General features: G+C 61.5%; 17 protein-coding genes, 2 tRNA genes, 2 rRNA genes and 2 pseudogenes (1 of these 23 running past the window's edge). 11 read left to right on the forward strand and 12 right to left on the reverse strand.

The genetic code is table 11. The features are described from left to right. Positions 1 to 1,449, reverse strand: coding sequence for an FAD-linked oxidase C-terminal domain-containing protein (locus ACXAF5_RS18390; RefSeq protein ID WP_474947684.1), 1,449 nt, complete (start codon positions 1,447 to 1,449; stop codon positions 1 to 3). Between the two features lie 81 nt (positions 1,450 to 1,530). Here ACXAF5_RS18390 and ACXAF5_RS18395 point away from each other — a divergent pair, with 81 nt between their 5' ends. Both ACXAF5_RS18395 and ACXAF5_RS18400 read left to right on the forward strand, forming a co-directional pair. Then, a complete protein-coding gene (locus ACXAF5_RS18395; RefSeq protein WP_474947685.1) occupies positions 1,531 to 2,253 on the forward strand; it encodes a DUF599 domain-containing protein in 723 nt (240 codons plus the stop codon). Positions 2,254 to 2,288: 35 nt separating this feature from the next. Next, on the forward strand, positions 2,289 to 2,648 hold the full coding sequence (locus ACXAF5_RS18400; RefSeq protein ID WP_474947686.1) for a hypothetical protein: 360 nt from the start codon (positions 2,289 to 2,291) through the stop codon (positions 2,646 to 2,648). 6 nt (positions 2,649 to 2,654) lie between these two features. On the opposite strand, the gene rlmH is transcribed toward ACXAF5_RS18400, so the two are convergent. The 3 genes from rlmH to ACXAF5_RS18415 form a co-directional block, all read right to left on the reverse strand. Beyond that, positions 2,655 to 3,125, reverse strand: a complete 471-nt coding sequence (gene rlmH, locus ACXAF5_RS18405) for a 23S rRNA (pseudouridine(1915)-N(3))-methyltransferase RlmH (protein ID WP_474947687.1) — start codon at positions 3,123 to 3,125, stop codon at positions 2,655 to 2,657. A gap of 142 nt (positions 3,126 to 3,267) precedes the next feature. Further along, positions 3,268 to 3,627 carry a ribosome silencing factor gene (rsfS, locus tag ACXAF5_RS18410; protein ID WP_239322409.1) on the reverse strand — a complete coding sequence of 120 codons (360 nt, stop codon included), beginning with the start codon at positions 3,625 to 3,627 and terminating at the stop codon, positions 3,268 to 3,270. 130 nt (positions 3,628 to 3,757) lie between these two features. Beyond that, positions 3,758 to 5,161, reverse strand: coding sequence for a mechanosensitive ion channel family protein (locus ACXAF5_RS18415; RefSeq protein WP_474947688.1), 1,404 nt, complete (start codon positions 5,159 to 5,161; stop codon positions 3,758 to 3,760). Between the two features lie 285 nt (positions 5,162 to 5,446). Between ACXAF5_RS18415 and leuC the strand changes: the two genes are divergently transcribed. The 7 genes from leuC to ACXAF5_RS18450 all read left to right on the forward strand — a co-directional run bounded on the left by leuC (position 5,447) and on the right by ACXAF5_RS18450 (position 12,126). After that, the gene (gene leuC, locus ACXAF5_RS18420; protein ID WP_474947689.1) at positions 5,447 to 6,850 is read left to right on the forward strand and encodes a 3-isopropylmalate dehydratase large subunit; all 1,404 of its coding nucleotides are present in this window, start codon (positions 5,447 to 5,449) and stop codon (positions 6,848 to 6,850) included. 12 nt (positions 6,851 to 6,862) lie between these two features. After that, a complete protein-coding gene (gene leuD / locus ACXAF5_RS18425) occupies positions 6,863 to 7,468 on the forward strand; it encodes a 3-isopropylmalate dehydratase small subunit (protein ID WP_239322406.1) in 606 nt (201 codons plus the stop codon). A 375-nt stretch (positions 7,469 to 7,843) separates the two neighbouring features. Continuing rightward, positions 7,844 to 8,668: a hypothetical protein gene (locus ACXAF5_RS18430; RefSeq protein ID WP_474947690.1), complete on the forward strand. Its 825-nt coding sequence runs from the start codon at positions 7,844 to 7,846 to the stop codon at positions 8,666 to 8,668. Further along, complete coding sequence (locus ACXAF5_RS18435; protein ID WP_474947691.1) at positions 8,665 to 9,672, forward strand: endonuclease/exonuclease/phosphatase family protein; 1,008 nt, start codon at positions 8,665 to 8,667, stop codon at positions 9,670 to 9,672. The genes ACXAF5_RS18430 and ACXAF5_RS18435 overlap by 4 nt, the downstream gene beginning before the upstream one ends. Before the next feature lie 95 nt (positions 9,673 to 9,767). Beyond that, entirely contained in the window at positions 9,768 to 10,871 is a 1,104-nt protein-coding gene (leuB, locus tag ACXAF5_RS18440; RefSeq protein ID WP_239322403.1) for a 3-isopropylmalate dehydrogenase, read from the forward strand. A 177-nt stretch (positions 10,872 to 11,048) separates the two neighbouring features. Next, positions 11,049 to 12,005, forward strand: coding sequence for a DMT family transporter (locus tag ACXAF5_RS18445; RefSeq protein ID WP_239365429.1), 957 nt, complete (start codon positions 11,049 to 11,051; stop codon positions 12,003 to 12,005). A gap of 44 nt (positions 12,006 to 12,049) precedes the next feature. Beyond that, positions 12,050 to 12,126: transfer RNA gene (locus ACXAF5_RS18450), tRNA-Pro, on the forward strand. Positions 12,127 to 12,497: 371 nt separating this feature from the next. Here the strand turns inward: ACXAF5_RS18450 and ACXAF5_RS18455 are convergent. From ACXAF5_RS18455 to ACXAF5_RS18470, 4 genes are all read right to left on the reverse strand, one after another. Next, positions 12,498 to 12,893 carry a (R)-mandelonitrile lyase gene (locus ACXAF5_RS18455; protein ID WP_474947692.1) on the reverse strand — a complete coding sequence of 132 codons (396 nt, stop codon included), beginning with the start codon at positions 12,891 to 12,893 and terminating at the stop codon, positions 12,498 to 12,500. A gap of 50 nt (positions 12,894 to 12,943) precedes the next feature. After that, positions 12,944 to 13,705: a carboxymuconolactone decarboxylase family protein gene (locus ACXAF5_RS18460; RefSeq protein ID WP_474947693.1), complete on the reverse strand. Its 762-nt coding sequence runs from the start codon at positions 13,703 to 13,705 to the stop codon at positions 12,944 to 12,946. Positions 13,706 to 13,783: 78 nt separating this feature from the next. Beyond that, entirely contained in the window at positions 13,784 to 14,239 is a 456-nt protein-coding gene (locus ACXAF5_RS18465; RefSeq protein ID WP_474947694.1) for a (R)-mandelonitrile lyase, read from the reverse strand. A gap of 69 nt (positions 14,240 to 14,308) precedes the next feature. Continuing rightward, the gene (locus tag ACXAF5_RS18470; protein WP_474947695.1) at positions 14,309 to 15,394 is read right to left on the reverse strand and encodes an alpha/beta hydrolase; all 1,086 of its coding nucleotides are present in this window, start codon (positions 15,392 to 15,394) and stop codon (positions 14,309 to 14,311) included. A 178-nt stretch (positions 15,395 to 15,572) separates the two neighbouring features. Between ACXAF5_RS18470 and ACXAF5_RS18475 the strand changes: the two genes are divergently transcribed. After that, positions 15,573 to 16,469 (forward strand): LysR family transcriptional regulator, encoded by an 897-nt coding sequence (locus ACXAF5_RS18475; protein WP_474947696.1) that lies wholly within the window; start codon positions 15,573 to 15,575, stop codon positions 16,467 to 16,469. A 348-nt stretch (positions 16,470 to 16,817) separates the two neighbouring features. Here ACXAF5_RS18475 and ACXAF5_RS18480 read toward each other — a convergent pair. After that, positions 16,818 to 17,102: pseudogene (locus ACXAF5_RS18480) on the reverse strand (integrase core domain-containing protein); the annotation flags it as partial. 159 nt (positions 17,103 to 17,261) lie between these two features. Here ACXAF5_RS18480 and ACXAF5_RS18485 point away from each other — a divergent pair. Then, positions 17,262 to 17,414 (forward strand): annotated as a pseudogene (locus ACXAF5_RS18485) (transposase); the annotation flags it as partial. 116 nt (positions 17,415 to 17,530) lie between these two features. On the opposite strand, the gene ACXAF5_RS18490 reads toward ACXAF5_RS18485, so the two are convergent. The 3 genes from ACXAF5_RS18490 to ACXAF5_RS18500 form a co-directional block, all read right to left on the reverse strand. Beyond that, positions 17,531 to 17,607: transfer RNA gene (locus ACXAF5_RS18490), tRNA-Met, on the reverse strand. A gap of 55 nt (positions 17,608 to 17,662) precedes the next feature. After that, positions 17,663 to 17,777 (reverse strand): 5S ribosomal RNA (gene rrf, locus ACXAF5_RS18495). A 239-nt stretch (positions 17,778 to 18,016) separates the two neighbouring features. Then, positions 18,017 to 19,310, reverse strand: a 23S ribosomal RNA gene (locus tag ACXAF5_RS18500) (it continues 1,537 nt past the right edge of the window).

Raw genomic sequence — 19,310 nt, forward strand, 5'->3', positions numbered from 1 at the left:
TCACTCTGCGGCAAGACAAACGGTGCGGCGGCTCTCTGTGCTCGACAGCGGAAAAACCTTCGCCGGGTTGAGCAGCCACTTCGGATCGAACACATCCTTCACACGCAACTGCGCCTCGATGTCCGCAGCCTCATATTGGTGTAACATCAGATCGCGTTTCTCGATCCCCACGCCGTGCTCTCCGGTCAGGCAGCCTCCCACCTCGACACACAGCTTCAGAATTTCGGCCCCAAAGGCCTCGCACCGTTCCAGGTCGCCGGGTTTGTTGGCGTCGAACAGGATGAGCGGGTGCATATTGCCATCCCCCGCATGAAAGACGTTCGCAACTTTCAGGCCAAATTCTGCGCTCATCTCCTCGATACGGCGCAAGACCTGCGGCAAGGCAGACACCGGGATGGTTCCGTCCAGACACATGTAGTCGTTGATTTGCCCCATAGCCCCAAAGGCCGATTTTCGCCCCAGCCAGATCCGCGCGGCCTCATCGGCATCGCCCGCTTCGCGCAGCTCCACCGGGTTATGCTGTTGCGCGATCTCGACGATCAGCCCCAACTGATGCGCAATTTCCGCCTCGGCCCCCTCGACCTCGATGATGAGCAGTGCCTCGCACATCGGATACCCCGCCTTGGCAAAGGCTTCGCAGGCCTCGATACAGGGGCGGTCCATGAACTCGATCGCAACCGGCAAAACGCCGGCCTTGATGATGTCCGACACGCAGGCCCCCGCGACCTCATTGCTCTCAAAGGCGATGAGCACGGGGCGCGCGCCTTCGGGCTTGCGCAGGATACGCAAGGTCGCCTCGGTCACCACGCCCAGCTGGCCCTCGCTGCCACAGATCACCCCCAGCAGATCCAGCCCACCTGCGTCCAGATGCGCGCCACCAATCTCGACCACGGTGCCATCCATCATCACCATGGTCACCCCAAGGAGGTTGTTGGTGGTCACACCGTATTTGAGGCAATGCGCCCCGCCAGAGTTCATGGCGATATTGCCCGCGATCGCGCAGGCCAACTGCGAGGATGGGTCGGGCGCATAAAAGAAATCTTCTTCCTCCACCGCGCCAGAGACCGAGAGGTTCGTGCGTCCGGTCTGCACCCGGATGATGCGATTGGCGTAATCGGTTTCCAGAACCTCGTTCATGCGTGCCACACCAAGGATCACACAGTCGGCGGTTGGCAGGGCCCCACCGGCAAGAGACGTCCCTGCCCCCCGTGGCACCACCGGCACATTCATGTCGTGACAGATCCGCAGCACATCCGACACCTCTTTGGTCGAGCGTGGCAACACAGCCAGCATCGGCGGGCATTTGTAGGCCGTCAGCGCATCACACTCATAGGCGCGTGTCTCCGCCTCATCCGAAATCAGCGCATCATCGGGCAGCACTTGCTGCAATCGTTTCAGCAACTCGGCCTTTCGGGCCAGGATGGCGGCACTGGGGGGTGGCATCTCCATGCGGGCTCTCCTCTTTGGTAAAATATTATTACCAATTCATCCCTACTGGCAAGGACGAACTGACTGGGCTAGGGTCGGGCCATGATGTGGATTGACCGACTGACCCTGTTTTCTACGTGGGATTTCATAAGCCTGGCCTGTTACATACTGGGCTGGCTATGGATCGGCTGGCGGATCGAGAACCCCAGCAAATCACGGCCTTCAGTCTCGCTTCTGATGGCGGATTTCCGGCGCGAGTGGATGAAAGAGATGGTGACCCGGTCTCCGCGCATCTTTGATTCGCAGGTGATTTCCTCATTGCGGCAGGCCACCGCCTTTTTTGCATCGGCCACCATGCTGGCGCTTGGGGCCGGGCTGGCGCTGATCGGCAACACAGAACAACTCGCCGGCGTGGCGCAGGATCTGGCACTGGGCCAAACCCCGGATTTTGTCTGGGAGATCAAGATCCTGTTGGTGTTGGCCGCGCTCACCAACGCGTTTCTTGCCTTTGTCTGGTCGCACCGGCTGTTTGGCTACTGCTCGGTTCTGATGGCCGCAGTCCCGAATGAGCCCAGCGATCCCCGCGCCTATCCGCGGGCGCAACAGGCCGCTGAAATCAACATCACGGCAGCACGCAGTTTCAATCGCGGCCTGCGGGCCACCTATTTCTCGCTTGCCGGGCTGGCGTGGCTGGTGGGCGCCGAGGCGCTCATCCTCGCCACCGTGATCACCCTTGCGGTGCTGTATCGTCGCGAGTTCATCTCGCGGTCCCGCCGCATCCTGATGCAATCCGAACCCAAGATCACCGCACCCACCAAAATGTGACCGCACGCTCCCGGGGAATTGGATAGCCTGAGCGCATGTCGAAACATGTCCTCCTATCGCTGCTATTTCTCGTCGCACCACAGATCACCTTGGCGGCGGATCCCATTGTCGAAAACGCGACCGCAGTGCAGCTTGGCGACAGCTGGAGCTTTTCCGTCACGCTGTCCCACCCGGATACGGGCTGGGATCACTACGCCGACGGATGGCGGGTTCTGGATATGGAGGGCAACGAACTCGGTCTGCGCGTGTTGGCGCATCCGCATGTGAACGAACAACCCTTCACACGTTCGCTTGGTGACGTTCAGGTGCCCGAAGGCGTCAGGAAAGTGCAGATACAGGCGCGGTGCAGTGTCGACGGCTGGGCGCAGGACACCACGGTGATCGACCTGCCCTGAAGCCCGTCAGACCCGGTGATAAGGGCTGCCGGACAGGATAGTCGCGGCCCGATAGATCTGCTCCGCCAGCATCAGGCGCACCATCATATGCGGCCAGACCATTTTGCCAAAGGAGATCGAAAAATCCGCCTCGGCCCGCAGTGAGGGGTCGATCCCGTCTGCTCCGCCGATAATCAGCGCCAGATCCTGTCGCCCCATGTCGCGCCACCCCGCAAGCCGATCCGCAAAATCCGGCGAAGAGATCACCTTACCACGCTCATCCAGCGTACAGATCAAGGCCGCCTTGGGCAGCGCCTTGCGCAACAGATCCGCCTCCGCGCCCATGCCGGCGTTTTTCTTGTCCTCGACCTCTATCACCTTGGCCGGGCCAAGACCGAGTGCCCGACCGCTGCGATCAAATCGCTGCAAATAGTCATCGATCAATGTCTTTTCCGGCCCGGCGCGCAACCGCCCGACCGCGCAGATATGCACGCGCATGAGGGATTCCTGATGTCAGAAGGGAAGGCCCGGCGGTTGCACGCGTGCCTGGCGGGACCAAGACTGCAATGCCGGGATATAACAAAGGCCTTTCGGGTCAGGCAACGCCCGACCCGCGACGGGCCTCGGGTACAACCGTCTTTTAGCTGGCGACTGCGCCTGCGGGCAGCCACATCTTCTCGATCTGGTAGAACTCGCGCACTTCGGGACGGAAGATATGCACGATCACATCACCGGTATCGATCAGAACCCAGTCACCTGCGTCCTTGCCTTCGACTTTGCAAGAGATGCCGAATTCATGCTTCAGCTTCTCGGTCAGTTTCTCGGACATCGCCGCGACCTGACGGGTCGAACGGCCAGAGGCCACGACCATATAGTCGCCAATGGACGTCTTGCCGCGCAGATCGATCCGCGTGACATCTTCGGCCTTGTCGTCATCGAGAGAGGAAAGGATGCGCTCCAGCAGGTCCTCGCTGGAGAATTGCGGTGCAGAAGCGGCCATCACGGCTGCTCCGGACGGGGCGGCAACTGCCGCCTGAGGTTGGGGTGCCAGGACATTGTCCTCCTTGCTGCGCGCCGACGGACCCCCGGCGCTGGGGATACCTCAAATGTAGCAACAGAGCGCCCCCTTTTCAATCAAGCTGCGCCGCACCGCCGCGTGACTGTGACCCAAGGTCATCGGCGCCCCCCGGCGCGCTCTGTCCCTCTGCCATCTGCACAGCCAGTCGATCATTCAAAAGGCGCAACTCCCGCTGCGGGAAGGGAATGGAAATCCCCTCGGCCTTGAACGCATCCCAGAGCGCCAGAAACACATTGCCGCGGATGTTCGTCAGCCCCCCCGTCGGGTCGGTGATCCAGAAGCGCAGGATATAGTCCACGCTGCTGTCGCCAAACCCGACGATATGGCACACGGGCTTCATCCCCTCGCGCTCCAGCACCCGGTCGACGGTCATGGTCGCCGCAATCGCCACCTTGCGGACCAGATGCGGGTCGTCGTCATAGCTGGTGCCGAAATTGATATCGAGCCGGACAAACCGGTTGGAATGCGACCAGTTCACCACCTGCGAGGTGATCAGGTCCTCGTTCGGGATCAGGTATTCCTTGCCGTCCCGCGTCACCACCGACACGTAGCGCGCGCCCAGCGCATTGATCCAGCCGAAGGTCTCGCCAAGGGAGATCACATCGCCCGGCTTGATTGACCGGTCCATCAGGATGATGATGCCCGACACAAGGTTCGAGACCACCTTTTGCAGGCCAAAACCGATCCCAACGCCGACGGCACCGGACAACACCGCAAGCCCGGTCAGGTCGAACCCGATGGAGCGGATCACGATCACAAAGGCGATCCCGTACAGGAGCACCTGCACCGCCTTGCCCGCCAGCACCTTCATCGAAGGCGAGAGATCCTCGTTTCCCTTCAGCCCCCGCTCTGCAAGGCCCGACCCCATGCGCGCCAGCGTCAGCATGGCCGTCGCCAGCACCACAGCCTTCAACACCACAAGCAGCGACAGATGCAGTGACCCGATGTCAAAGGCAATGGAATCAAGGATCTGCGCCGCATCGTCGACGAGGTTGAACACCGCGAGCGTCGCGTAGATCCACAACAGCCAGGCGGCGAGCTTGCGCAGGGTCGGGTTGGCGATGAACCGGGAGATCAGCGCGATCACCAGCCACGCCGCCGCCAGTTTCGCCACCGCCCCGATCAGGTAGCTGCGCGAGGGCCAGGTGACCTCTCGCATGATGGCATAGACTGTCCAGGCAAACACTGTGAAGTAGATCAGCGACAACCGCCTGAGCACCTGCACCAACAGCCGCAGGCGCCATTTCGGCCAGCCCTCCCGGGCGCGGGCCCAATGCTCCCACCGGGCGTGCGTGAGGTGTCGCATCAGGATCGAGACCACAATCAAGGCCAGCACGATCAGCACCTGATACTGACGCCAGCCGGGCGTCAGCGCCATATCCCAGTAGATCTGCGCCTGCGTCATCAGATAGTGCAGGGTGCCCTGTACCGCCTCGGGCAGAATGTCTTGCTCCATTCCGGTCCTCCTTTCCGCCAGCATGTCCTGCGCCGGGGGACCAAGGCAAGGGAAACACCGGTGCGGGCGTGATCACATGCCAGAGAACGAATCTTGATTGTCGGGAGGTGTGGATATATGCCACAGGGCATGACTCACGTATTGGCTCAGACGATTGCCCTTCAGGACCGCGCGCGCTTGCGTGAACGGTTCTTTGGTGCCGCCCGCACGGTTCTCGCACGCCTATAAGGTCGTGCCGCCAGACCAGTTACGCCAGCACTTTTACCCATATACGGGAGAGGACCGATGTCCCCCAAAACACTCTATGACAAGATCTGGGATGCCCATGTCGCCCATGAGGCGGAGGACGGCACTTGCCTTCTGTACATTGATCGCCACCTCGTTCACGAGGTGACCAGCCCGCAGGCGTTCGAGGGCCTGCGCATGGCGGGCCGCAAGGTGCACGCGCCGGACAAGACCATCGCCGTACCGGATCACAACGTGCCGACCACCGCCGGACGCGACGATCCCGAACAGATGCCCGAGGACAGCCGCATCCAGGTGGCCGCGCTGGACACCAACGCCCGCGAGTTCGGCGTGCATTACTACCCGGTCAGCGACATCCGCCAAGGCATCGTGCACATCGTCGGCCCTGAAAACGGCTGGACCCTGCCCGGCATGACCGTGGTCTGTGGCGACAGCCACACCGCGACCCATGGCGCCTTCGGCTCGCTGGCCCATGGCATCGGCACCTCCGAGGTGGAGCACGTGCTGGCGACGCAGACGCTGATCCAGAAGAAGTCCAAGAACATGAAGGTGGAAATCACCGGCACGCTTGCGCCCGGTGTCACCGCCAAAGACGTGGTTCTGACCATCATCGGCGAGACCGGCACCGGCGGCGGCACCGGCTATGTCATCGAATACTGCGGTGAGGCGATCCGCAACCTGTCGATGGAAGGTCGCATGACCATCTGCAACATGGCGATCGAAGGCGGCGCACGTGCCGGTCTGATCGCACCGGATGAGACCACCTTCGACTACGTCAAGGGCCGCACCCACGCCCCCAAGGGCGCGCAGTGGGAGGCCGCCGTGAACTGGTGGAAGACGCTCTATTCCGATGACGACGCGCATTGGGACAAGGTTGTCACCATCCGTGGCGAGGACATCGCCCCCACCGTCACCTGGGGCACCTCGCCGGAGGACGCATTGCCGATCACCGCGACCGTCCCCGCACCGGAAGACTTCTCCGGCGGCAAGGTCGAGGCCGCAAAACGCGCGCTGGACTACATGGGCCTCACCCCGGGCATGAAGCTGACCGACATCGAGATCGACACGGTCTTTATTGGCTCCTGCACCAATGGGCGGATCGAAGACCTGCGCGCCGCGGCCGACGTGGTCAAAGGCAAGAAGGTCAAGGATGGCATGCGCGCCATGGTGGTTCCGGGCTCCGGCCTTGTCCGCGCACAGGCCGAAGAGGAAGGACTCGCCGAGATCTTTACCTCGGCCGGTTTTGAATGGCGTCTGGCGGGCTGCTCCATGTGTCTGGCGATGAACCCCGACCAGCTGAGCGAAGGCGAACGCTGCGCCTCGACCTCCAACCGGAACTTCGAGGGCCGCCAGGGCTTCAAGGGGCGCACCCACCTTGTCTCCCCTGCCATGGCTGCCGCTGCCGCCGTCACCGGCAAGCTGACCGACGTCCGCGAGCTCTGAAGGAAGAAACCCATGAACAAGTTCGAAACCTTCACCGGGATTGCGGCGCCGATGCCGCTGGTCAATATCGACACCGATATGATCATCCCCAAGCAGTTCCTGAAGACCATCAAGCGTTCCGGCCTCGGCGTGCACGCCTTTGACGAGATGCGCTATGATCGGCAGGGCAATGAAGTCCCCGACTTCGTGCTGAACAAGCCGCAGTATCGGGATACCTCGATCCTGATTGCGGGCGACAACTTCGGCTGTGGCTCTTCGCGCGAACACGCGCCGTGGGCGCTGGCGGATTTCGGCATCAAGGTGGTGGTCTCCACCTCCTTTGCCGACATCTTCTTCAACAACTGCTTCAAGAATGGCATGCTGCCCATCGTGCTGCCGCAGGAGCAGGTCGATCTGCTGATGTCGGATGCGGAAAAGGGCGAAAACGCCCGCATGACCGTCGATCTGGAAACCCAGCAAATCACCACCTCCGATGGCGAGGTCATCACCTTCGACGTGGACCCGTTCCGCAAGCATTGCCTGTTGAACGGCCTTGATGACATCGGCCTGACCCTGGAAAAGGCGGACTCGATCCAGTCTTTTGAGGCCAAGGCCGCGCAGGAACGTCCCTGGGTATAAAAGCCTTGACCACGATCGCGAAGAAGGCCGCCCCCGGGCGGCCTTTTTTCATATCACCGGACGCGATCCGCACAATTCTGCCCCAATACCTAACGCCGCCCTGTCCCGGCGCGTTGCGCGTGCCCGGACCACGGGAGACAGGCAAACGGGCGATAAGATGATGATTTGACGGATTAAGATTGATGCATGTCAGCACCACTTACATGCCAGTCCATCAAATTTGACGCATTTCCTTAACCCGATACTTGAGAAATCTGATGCCCCCGTGCAGGATTGGGGCAAAAATGAGGCAGGGCAGTCTGGGCAAACCCGGGGTGCATCATACCGGGTCATTCCACAAAAAACCGGAAGACCCCAGGGCGAAGGGAACGGAAAGTGCTTGCACGCATGACAAGCGCGGCAATTCGCGGGCTATTGGTGGCACTGCTGGTGGTGCTGCCATCGCTATTGTTGCCAGTCGCGGCGACGCAATCCCCAGAGATCGTGGCCTTCACCGCCCTTCTGGCCGGCGGGTTGATCTTTGCCGAGTACTTTACACATTTCCCGAGCTTCGTTGAATTCCGGGACGCTCCCCCCCTCAATCGCAGCCGCTTCGTTTTTGCCTCCCTGTGTATGATCCTGCTCAGCCTGCTGGCGGGCCATCCCTTCCAGCCGACCGGCTTTTCCGCCTTGGTTCACAAACTGGCCTATACCATCGGCGACACACTGGATTTTGCCTACTCGCCCGTGCAGTTGAGCCGCCTCATGATGCCCGAGCATGTGCCGCAGTACACGGTGGATCTGGTGCGTGCGGCAGCGGGACTTGCCTATTTGCTGTCGCTCACGTCCATCGCCTATTTCGCGCTCCTGATCCGTCTGCGCAACTGGCCGCTGGCCAATGGCGCGTTCAACGTCTGGGTCAACCTTCCCCTGTTTGATCCGACCACCGGCGGAGATGTGGTGGTGCGCCTGCAGCGCGATGCCAAGCTTCATATCATTGCCGGTGTCCTGCTGCCCTTCCTGCTGCCGGCGCTGGTCCAGATGGGGGGCAGCCTGTTCGATCCGGCGCTGCTGGGCAGCCCGCAATTGCTGATCTGGTGTGTCACCGGCTGGGCCATGGTGCCCGCCAGCATGATCATGCGCGGCATGGCGCGCCTGCGCGTCGCGGATCTGATCGCGCAGAAACGCCGCGCCTTTGCCCACGACCTGCAAACGGTATGAGGGGCGTAACAGCCGTTCTTGTTTTCCTGTTGCTGGCCAGCACCCTCCGGGCCGAACCCCTGCGGATCGCAACCGTCAACACCGAACTCAGCCGCAAGGGGCCGGGACTGCTGTTGCGCGACCTGCGCCGGGATAATGCTCAGGTGGCGGCGGTGGTCGACACGATCCGGCGCGCCGAGGCAGATATCCTCGCAGTGCAGAGCCTGGATTGGGATCACGATCAGGAGACGCTGCGCGCCTTCCAGGCCCTGCTCTCCGAGGCGGGAATGACCTACCCGCATGCCTTTGCCCTGAAACCCAACGCTGGGATTGCATCCGGCCTCGACCTGGACGGGGACCAGCGCTTGGGCGAGCCAGAGGATGCCTGGGGCTGGGGGCGCTTTACCGGGCAGAGTGGCATCGCGCTCCTGTCGAGATACCCGATCCTTGCAGATCGCGCCCGGAATTTCACCGGCCTGTTGTGGCAGGATTTGCCGGATCACCGCATGCCGCGGACCCAGGACGGAGACCCCTTTCCGGATGCCGATGTCGCCGCCCTGCTGCGCCTGTCATCCACCAACCACTGGATCGTGCCCGTGCGTCTGCCCGATGGCACCCTTCTGCAGGTCATGAGTTTTCACGCCGCGCCGCCGGTCTTTGATGGCCCCGAAGACCGCAACGGCCGCCGCAACGCGGATGAAATCCTGCTCTGGCTGCATCTTCTGGACGGCGCTCTCGGACCGGCTCCGGCCCCGCCTTTTGTGCTGCTTGGGGATGCAAACAATGATCCGCATCGCGGTGAGGGGCACAAGGACGCCATCACCCGGCTGCTGCGCGATCCACGTCTCCAGGACCCGCTGCCAAAAGACGCCAACGCGGCCAGCCACACCGTCACCTGGGAGAGCACCGGCCCGATGCGGGTGGACTACGTGCTCCCCTCCGCAGGGCTTCAGGTCACCGCGTCCGGCATCCTGCGCAGCGACGGCAGCCGCCACGGGCTTGTCTGGGTCGACATTCGTCGCTGAAAGCACCACCAGCGCAGCATAACTGCGCCGCCATTATTGACCCCGCGACAGCAGCCCGCTACGCCCTTTTCCAACACGTCAAAGGAGTTTGCGAGATGTCCAATCCATCGATTCTGATTTTGCCTGGCGACGGGATCGGCCCCGAGGTCATGGCCGAAGTCAAAAAAGTCATTTCCTGGTTCGGCGACAAGCGTGACCTGCAGTTCGATGTGAGCGAGGACCTCGTCGGCGGCGCCGCCTATGATGCCCATGGCACACCGCTGCACGACGACACCATGGCGCGCGCGCAAGAGGTCGATGCGGTTCTGCTTGGTGCCGTCGGCGGTCCCAAATACGACAGCCTCGATTTCTCGGTGAAACCCGAACGCGGCCTGCTGCGTCTGCGCAAGGAAATGGATCTCTACTCCAACCTGCGCCCCGCGCAGTGCTTTGACGCACTCGCGGATTTCTCTTCGCTGAAGAAAGACGTCGTTGCCGGCCTCGACATCATGATCGTGCGCGAGCTGACCTCCGGCATCTACTTCGGCGAGCCTCGCGGCATCATCGAAGAAGGCAATGAGCGCGTCGGTATCAACACCCAGCGCTATACCGAGAGCGAGATCGACCGCGTTGCGCGCTCGGCGTTCGAGCTGGCCATGCGGCGCGGCAAGAAGCTCTGCTCCATGGAAAAGGCCAACGTGATGGAGAGCGGCATCCTGTGGCGCGAAGTCGTGACCGAAGTTGCCAAGGACTACCCCGAGGTGGAGTTGTCGCATATGTATGCCGACGCTGGCGCCATGCAGCTGTGCCGCTGGCCCAAGCAGTTCGACGTCATCGTCACCGACAATCTCTTTGGCGACCTGCTGTCGGATGCGGCCGCCATGCTGACCGGTTCCCTTGGCATGCTGCCCTCCGCGTCGCTCGGTGCGCCCATGAACAATGGCCGCCCCAAGGCGCTCTACGAGCCCGTCCATGGCTCCGCTCCGGATATCGCCGGTCAGGGCAAAGCCAACCCGATCGCCTGCGTGCTGTCCTTTGCCATGGCCCTGCGCTACAGCTTTGACATGGGCGCAGAGGCGGACCGGCTGGAACAGGCCGTCGAGAAAGTGCTTGCCGACGGGGTGCGGACCGCTGACCTCCTGGGCGAAGAAGGCGTCACTCCGGTCACCACGTCTGAAATGGGGGATGCGATTCTGGGCGCGCTTGACGCCAGCCTCTGAGTCAGAACTCATCTGTTGTATCGATGACAGGCCGGGGATCCCTCGGCCTGTTTGCTTTTGGGCCACCGCAAAAGCGGGGCAACATCGCCATTCCCCCCTTGCAAGTCGCCCCCCGGCAGCGTTAGCGCTATAGGGGAGGCGCCAGGTGTCGCCGCTTACAGACAGTTCGGTGACCGGATGAATATCAAAGCAGCCCTGTTGGCCCTGCTGGCCTATGTGATTTTTTCCACCCACGACGTGGTGGTGAAATATGTCAGCGCCGAGGTCTCGGCCTTTCAGATCGTGTTCTTTTCCAGCCTGCTCTCCTTTCCGTTGCTGACGATGATGATGGTGCGGGATTCGACCCCCGGCACGCTGCGGCCACAGCACCCCGGCTGGATGGCGCTCAGATCGTTGTCGATGTCGGTGGTCCCCGCCAGCGCGTTCTATGCGTTTTCGGTGCTGCCATTGGCGCAGACCTATGCGCTCCTGTTTGCCACACCGCTGCTGATTACGCTTCTGTCCATCCCGATCCTGGGAGAGAAGGTCGGCCTGCCCCGCATGGCGGCCGTGCTCCTAGGCTTTGTGGGGGTTCTGGTGGTCCTGCGCCCCGGTCAGACCACATTGGGCCCCGGCCACGCTGCCGCCTTGCTTGCCGCCTTTGGCAATGCGTTTCAGTCCGTCATTCTCCGCAAGCTGAGCCATGTCGAGCGGCGCGTCGTCCTCATGCTGTTTCCGATGCTGACCACCGTCGTGGTCATGGGGCTGACCCTGCCCTTTGTCTATGTTCCGCTGACCGGACCGGAGCTGGGCGGGCTTGCCATTATCGCCGCCTTCGGGTTCTGCGCCACGCTTCTTCTGGTCACGGCCTACTCCTTTGGTGAAGCCGCCGTCGTGGCACCAATGCAGTATTCGCAGATCATCTGGGCGACCATCTTTGGCGCTCTGCTATTTGACGAAAGCGTCGATCTCCTGACGCTGGTGGGCGCAGCGATCATCATCGCAAGCGGTGTCTTCATCGTTCTGAGAGAGGCCCGCGGAGGCCGCTCCTCCAACACCCCGGTGCTGCAAACACGCAGCCGAGCGGTTACCACAGGTGGCTTGAACGTATCGTTCTTTCTTAAGCGAAATTCCTCGGATGATCGTAACGAATAGTGCTTGCAAACTCCCGGATCTGAGTATACTTCACGCGCCACGGTCGGAGCGTAGCTCAGCCTGGTAGAGCACTGTCTTCGGGAGGCAGGGGCCGGAGGTTCGAATCCTCTCGCTCCGACCAATAAAACAAGGTGTCGATTGCAGAGGTATTCTGCCTGTCGGGCACATAATTTACCTTTATGCAGTGATGTTGACCCATCTAAGGTGTCCGATGAAGCCGTCGAGAGCGCTGAGATTCTGTATGAAGTAGTTTGAACGGCCCACTCCTGCCGTTCATCAAAGATGCCTTTGCTGCGGTGCAGCTTCAGCAGACCGGCTGTTCGCCGTGGTTGCAAGACCGTGGCACGGGCAAACCTACGCTTGGAGTTTCTGGACCTTCGTCGTTGGCGCCCCAAAGCAAACCGTTGCTCAGGGCCCGACCTCGGAGCGCCGGAACTCGGCCTTGCAGCCATCGCTGCGCTGCCACCACAACAGGTGGCAATGCGGTTGCCTTCAGCCAGTGTAGTCCGCGTCGGAGACCTTTTCCAGCCAGGTTACCGGCGTACCGTCGATGCTCTCCTGAATGGCGATATGTGACATGGCGGTCTCGGGGGCGGCGCCATGCCAGTGCTTCTCGTCCGCGGGGAAGAAGACCACGTCGCCCGTCGAGACCTCTTCGATCGGGCCGCCTTCGCGTTGCACCCTGCCGCGGCCGAAGGTGATGATGATGGTCTGTCCCGCCGGATGGGTGTGCCAGGCGGTGCGGGCGCCGGGTTCGAAGGTGACATGAGCCCCGCTGGTACGGCCCGGGGCGTCGGCTTGGAACAGGGGGTCGATCCGCACGGTTCCGGTAAAGTAGTCCTCGGGACCGGGGGCGGAGGGCGTGCTGCCAGCTCGGATGATCTTCATGGATTTTCTCCGTTGGAAAGGCGGCGGGGCCGTGACCGCGCCGCAGGGTTTCAGTCTGCGCGGCTCTCGAACACCTGCCGCGCCACGGGCATCGCAGAGAACACCTTGGGCCAGCCCGCATAAAAGGCAAGATGCGAGAGCATCGCGCCTGCCTCTTCCTGCGTCAGCCCGTTGTCCATTGCGCGGTTCAGGTGAAAGGTCATCTGCTCGGGCTGGCCGGCGGTGATCAGCGCCGCAACGGTGACCAGGCTACGGTCGCGGGGCGCAAGGGCCGGGCGCAGCCAGAGGTCGTTGAACAGCAGTTCGCGCGTGGTGTCGACGACGCCGGGACTGACATTGGCGAAATTGGACTGAACCGCCTTTTCCCGCGCGGCTTCGGCCTCTTCGTCCAGCGGCAGGAGATCGGGTGCGAGAGCGGGCAGGTCTTCGGCGGTCACGCCGCGCGCGTCATAGACCGGGGCCATGGCCTCGGCCGCTGCAGTGGCGTTGCCCCAGCCGGTGTAAAACGCGAGATGCGTGATGGTTTCCGACAGTTCCGCCGGGGTCACGCCCGCGTCAAGCGCCAGTTCGGTGTGACGGCCGAGCGTATCCGCCTCGTGGCGTGTGACCAGCGCCGCAAAGGTGACAAGCGCGCGGTCGCGTATCGAAAGCGTCTCGTCGGTCCAGACCGAGCCGAAGAGGTCTTCGGTGGCATAGGCGGCGAGCGCCGGAGCCACCGCATCGGCGGCGGCAGGAAGGGTCCGGGCCACGTCCTGTGCCGAGGCGGCGGTACTGGCGAGAGCGAAGGCGGAGGCAATGATCTGGGTCTTCATGGGAGCATCCTCAATATCGGTGACTTGGCGATCGGGCGGGGACCGGTCACACCGGTCTCCAGTTGCAGGCATTCGGTTTCAGCTTCCGTAGTCCTCGTCGGAGACCAACTCCCCCCAGGTTACGGCAGAGCCGTCCTGAACCGCCTGAATCGCGTAGTGGGTGACCGAGGTGCTTTTCGTCGCGCCATGCCAGTGGTTCACGCCCGCAGGGGCGAACACCACATCGCCGGTGCGCATCACCTGTTTGGCGTGACCTTCTTCCTGATACCATCCGGTCCCCGCCGTCACGACGAGGTATTGGCCCACCGGATGCGTGTGCCAGGCCGAACGCGCGCCGGGCAGGAAGGTCACTTCACCCGCGCTGACATCGTTCATGTCGGGGGCGAACACCGGTGCGACAAAAACTGTTCCGGTGAAGGTGTCCGGGCTGCCCATCTGACCGCCTCGCTCCAGGGCTGTGGTCTGTGTCATCTGCTGGGCGAGGACCGCGGGCGCGGCGAGGCTCAGGGCAAGTGCTGCAAATGTCGTCTTCATTGGGGTGTCTCCATAATCGGTCAAGAAACAACGAGACCTGCCCCCGCACTCGAGGGCAGGTCCGGGGCCTTAGGCGAGGTGACCTTCGAAGAACGCCTGAAGGCGGTCGAAGGGGATGATGTCCTTCTGGTCGTAGAGATCGCAGTGATCCGCGCCGTCGATGATCACCAGCTCCTTGGGCTCGCGCGCCGCCGCATAGGCGTCTTCGCTGAAGTAGCGGGAATGCGCCTCGGACCCGGCGATGATCAGTGCCGGGCGCGGCGAGATCTCATGGATGTAGGTGAGCTGCGGCATGTTCATGAAGGACATGGCCGAGGTGACGTTCCAGCCGCCGTTCGAATTCAGGGAACGCGCGTGATAGCCGCGGTCCGTCTTGTAATAGGCGTGATACATGGCGATCACCGGGTTATCGATGCCGTCCAGCGTGTCCGGCAGACCACCGGCCAGCTTCGGCGCCCCCTCCGAGGCGGCATCTTCCCAGCGTTGCAGGCTCATGGCGGTCAGCGCCTCGGTGCGATCCTCCTCGGTCATCGCATCGAAATAGCCGCGGGCGTTCACCCGGCTCATGTCGTACATCGAGGTCACCGCCACCGCCTTGATCCTCTTGTCGGGGGCCGCCGCGTTCAGCGCCATGCCGCCAAATCCACAGATGCCGATCATACCGATACGGTCGCGGTCCACCACATCCTGCAACCCGAGGAAATCGACTGCCGCCATGAAGTCCTCGGTGTTGATGTCGGGCGATGCAACGTAGCGCGGGGCTCCGCCGCTCTCGCCGATGTAGGAGGGATCGAACGCCACGGCGGCAAAGCCGCGCTCGGCCATTTCCTGGGCATAGAGACCCGCGGCCTGCTCCTTGACGGCGCCAAAGGGGCCGGCGACAGCAAGCGCGGGAAGAAGGGCCTCGCCACGGTCTTTCGGCAGGTAGAAATCGCCCACCAGCGCGATGCCGTAGCGGTTGGTGAAGCTCACTTTGCGGTGGTCGACGCGGTCGCTCTGCGGGAAAGTTTTATCCCACTCGGTGCTCGCCTGCGCCAGTACGACCTCGGCACTCAGCGATGCCATGCCAAGCGCGGCAGCGCCTGCTCCGGCAGCCAGCAGCAGCTCGCGGCGGGCGGGGTCTTGGGGATCGGTCGGGGGGATTGGGGTGGTCATGTCGGAAACTCCGGTTCGAATGTGTCGTCTGCCCCCAATCTGGACCTGCACCCGGAGCTGGATAAGGTCACCCTGCCTTATCGCTGCGATGAACTGAATTCATGCTAGAGCGGTGTTTTTCCTTTGCGCCGCGCTATTCTTTGCCCCAGACAACCGCGAACTACAGCAGGAGCGCGCCATGGACCGTGAATTGCTCGGCGATCTGTCGACCCTTCTCGCCGTCACCGAAGAGGGCAATTTCACCCGCGCCGGACACCGCCTCGGCGTGTCCCAATCCGCCGTCAGTCACACGATCCGGCGGCTGGAGGACAAGATCGGCGTGCGATTGCTGAACCGCAGCGCGCGCAAGGTGACCCCCACCGACGCGGGCGAGCGGCTCCTCGAAACGCTGCGTCCCAGCTTCCGGCACCTTGACAACCGGATCGAGGAAATCCGCACCCTGGGCGAGCGCCCCTCGGGGCTGGTGCGGGTGACCTCCAGCGTGCCCGCCACGCGCGATATCCTTTGGCCGGTGACCTCGCAGCTGGTGCGCGACTATCCCGATGTGCGCATCGAGATCAGCAGCGAGGGGCGGCTTTCTGACCTTGCCGAAGACCGTTTTGACTGCGCGATCCGGCTCGGAGAGCATCTCAGCCCCGACATGATCGCGGTTCCCGTCGGGCCACAGTTGGAAATGGCGGCGGTCGCCAGTATCGACTACCTCGCGCGGCGTGGCACCCCACGCCACCCCGACGATCTAGACGCCCATGATTGCATCCTGATGCGGCACCGGGCCGACGGACCGATCTATGACTGGGAATTTGAGCTCGCGGGCGTCGAGGTGGTGAAAAAGCTGACCGGTCCCTTCATCCTGAACGACCCCGGCCTCGTGATGGAAGCGGTGCGGGCGGGTCACGGGGTTGGCTACCTGCCGCTGCCGGAAGTCCGCGCTGACCTTGACACCGGACGTGTCCACCGGGTCCTCGCCAATTTCTGCCCGCCCTCCGACGGCTACCACCTGTGCTACATGGGGCGGCGGAATCTCAGCTCGGCTCTACGGCTTTTGATCGACCGGCTGCGCTCGGCAAGATCATGACATGCGTTCATGGAGGTGTGCTTCGGGCCACCAGAAGATGACGCCGTCGTTTGACTTAATCCGAGGCTGCGCCGCCGAAGCGCTGCTCGCTGATAGCACTGGCATTCAGGAGACATTGTGGCAGATCAAGCCGCCTGATCTGTCAACTGATCGTCGAAAAAGGTCTTGGAGGGGCCTTGCGGCGTCGCTGCAAAATTCCCAACCTTGGTCCGCTCCTAATATCGGCTTTCTACCTTTGTTGGATGGTCGGTTGTCGTCGCAGTTAAAATCCGTATTCAGCGCGTTGGCCGACTCCTCTCAGCCTCAAGCGTGACGGAGACCGGACCTTCCCGTGACCTTTCCCCGAGGTTAGGGCCGGTTTGACCTGGAATCTTCCGGTTGGGTTTGAGTGTTTAGCAGCAGCGTGGAGACCGCAAGAGTCGCAAGCGCTGGCGCGGCGGTTTTCATCAGGAACTCCGTTGGGGATAGGTATCCGAGCGCCGAATGTGAGCGCTTGGTGTTGTAGTGATTTCGCCATTGTCCGATTTTATCGCGGGCATGGCGCAGGGATCGGAACCAATGCAAGTTCAGGCACTCATCTCGGAACTTGCCGTTGAAACTCTCCACGAAGGCGTTCTGCACCGGCTTCAGGGGGCTTCCTCCTTCATCCATTCAAAGGTGGAAATCTCCAGTTCGCAATGGCCCGGATACCGGGGGGGGGAGGTCAGCCGCAGTGAAGTGGTCCTCCGCTGGACGTGTCGCGGTGTGATGCTGCTCCTTCGATTGCATTTATAGCAGTCAAGGAGACGAGCGATGGGAACGAAACGGACGGGCGCATTCCGCGCTGATGCGGTGCGGATCGCGTTGGCAAGCGGGCTAACACGCAAGCAGGTTGCATCTGACTTAGGTGTTGGTCTGTCGACGCTAAACAAATGGGTGACGACCCATCGTGATACTGAGGCGGTGCCGGGCAAAAGGAGCACGACGCGCTTACGGTTCGCGGCAAGCTGTTGGGATTGTTGAGTACTGCGGACAGCAAGAAGGCCGCTCGTCTTTTGACTGCGGCCTTTGTTTATTAGTATTGGTTGCGGGAGTAGGATTTGAACCTACGACCTTCAGGTTATGAGCCTGACGAGCTACCTGGCTGCTCCATCCCGCGGTGTTTGTTTTTGTGTTTTGTTTAGAGAGGATTTTGTTTTTGGGGTGATTATTAGGTTTGGCGGTGCCCTACTCTCCCACGCCTTAAGACGCAGTACCATCGGCGCAACAGCGCTTAACTTCCGGGTTCGGGAAGGGACCGGGTGTTTCGCTTGTGCTCTGGCCACCAAACCGAATAATCATCCCATAATCTTCGATCCTGAGGAGGTTATTCGGTCGGCTGTGAGAGACTTGAGTATCAAGTCTCGTAAGCCTCCGGATGGCTTGCCGGTTTATGGCGCACTCCAGGATCGAGATCATCAACGTGTTGATCGTCCTTTTCAGGAGATCAACGGGTTGACGATTTTATCATCAACGTGTTGTCCAAGTTTATTGTATGCGTTTTTGGTTTTGGCTGTCTTTTACTGGATCAGATCAAGCCAATCGGGCGATTAGTACCGGTCAACTGAACGCCTTGCAGCGCTTACATCTCCGGCCTATTGACGTGGTGGTCTTCCACGGCCCTCAGGGATACCTTGTTTTGAGGGGGGCTTCCCGCTTAGATGCCTTCAGCGGTTATCCTTTCCGATCATAGCTACCCTGCACTACCGTTGGCACGATAACAGGTCCACCAGTGGATCGTTCACCCCGGTCCTCTCGTACTAGGGGCAACTCCTCTCAAGTATCCTACACCCACGGCAGATAGGGACCGAACTGTCTCACGACGTTCTAAACCCAGCTCACGTACCTCTTTAAACGGCGAACAGCCGTACCCTTGGGACCTGCTCCAGCCCCAGGATGAGATGAGCCGACATCGAGGTGCCAAACACTGCCGTCGATATGGACTCTTGGGCAGTATCAGCCTGTTATCCCCGGCGTACCTTTTATCCGTTGAGCGATGGCCCTTCCACTCGGGACCACCGGATCACTATGGCCGACTTTCGTCTCTGCTCGACTTGTCAGTCTCGCAGTCAGGCAGGCTTTTGCCATTGCACTCAACGAGCGATTTCCGACCGCTCTGAGCCCACCTTCGCGCGCCTCCGTTACGCTTTAGGAGGCGACCGCCCCAGTCAAACTACCCGCCACGCAGGGTCCCGGATCCCGTTGAGGGACCGCGGTTAGACATCAAGAGTGCGAAGGGTGGTATCTCAAGGTTGGCTCCACTGATACTTGCGTTTCAGTTTCGATGCCTACCACCTATCCTGCACATCACAATCCTGATGCCAGTGCGAAGCTGTAGTAAAGGTGCACGGGGTCTTTCCGTCTAACCGCGGGAAGCCTGCATCTTGACAGGCAATTCAATTTCGCTGAGTCGATGTTGGAGACAGCGGGGAAGTCGTTACGCCATTCGTGCAGGTCGGAACTTACCCGACAAGGAATTTCGCTACCTTAGGACCGTTATAGTTACGGCCGCCGTTTACCTGGGCTTCAATTCGGAGCTCTCACCCCTCCTTTTAACCTTCAGGCACCGGGCAGGCGTCAGACCCTATACGTCGTCTTGCGACTTCGCAGAGCCCTGTGTTTTTAATAAACAGTCGCCACCCCCTGGTTTGTGCCCCCGGATCCAAGTTGCCTTGAACCCGGGCCTCCTTCTCGCGAACTTACGGAGGTATTTTGCCGAGTTCCTTCAACATCGTTCTCTCAAGCGCCTTGGTATTCTCTACCAGTCCACCTGTGTCGGTTTAGGGTACGGTCTGATGGAGGGCTATTTCCAGGGACTGCTCA

The organism is Epibacterium sp. ABV4_022 (assembly GCF_056159345.1).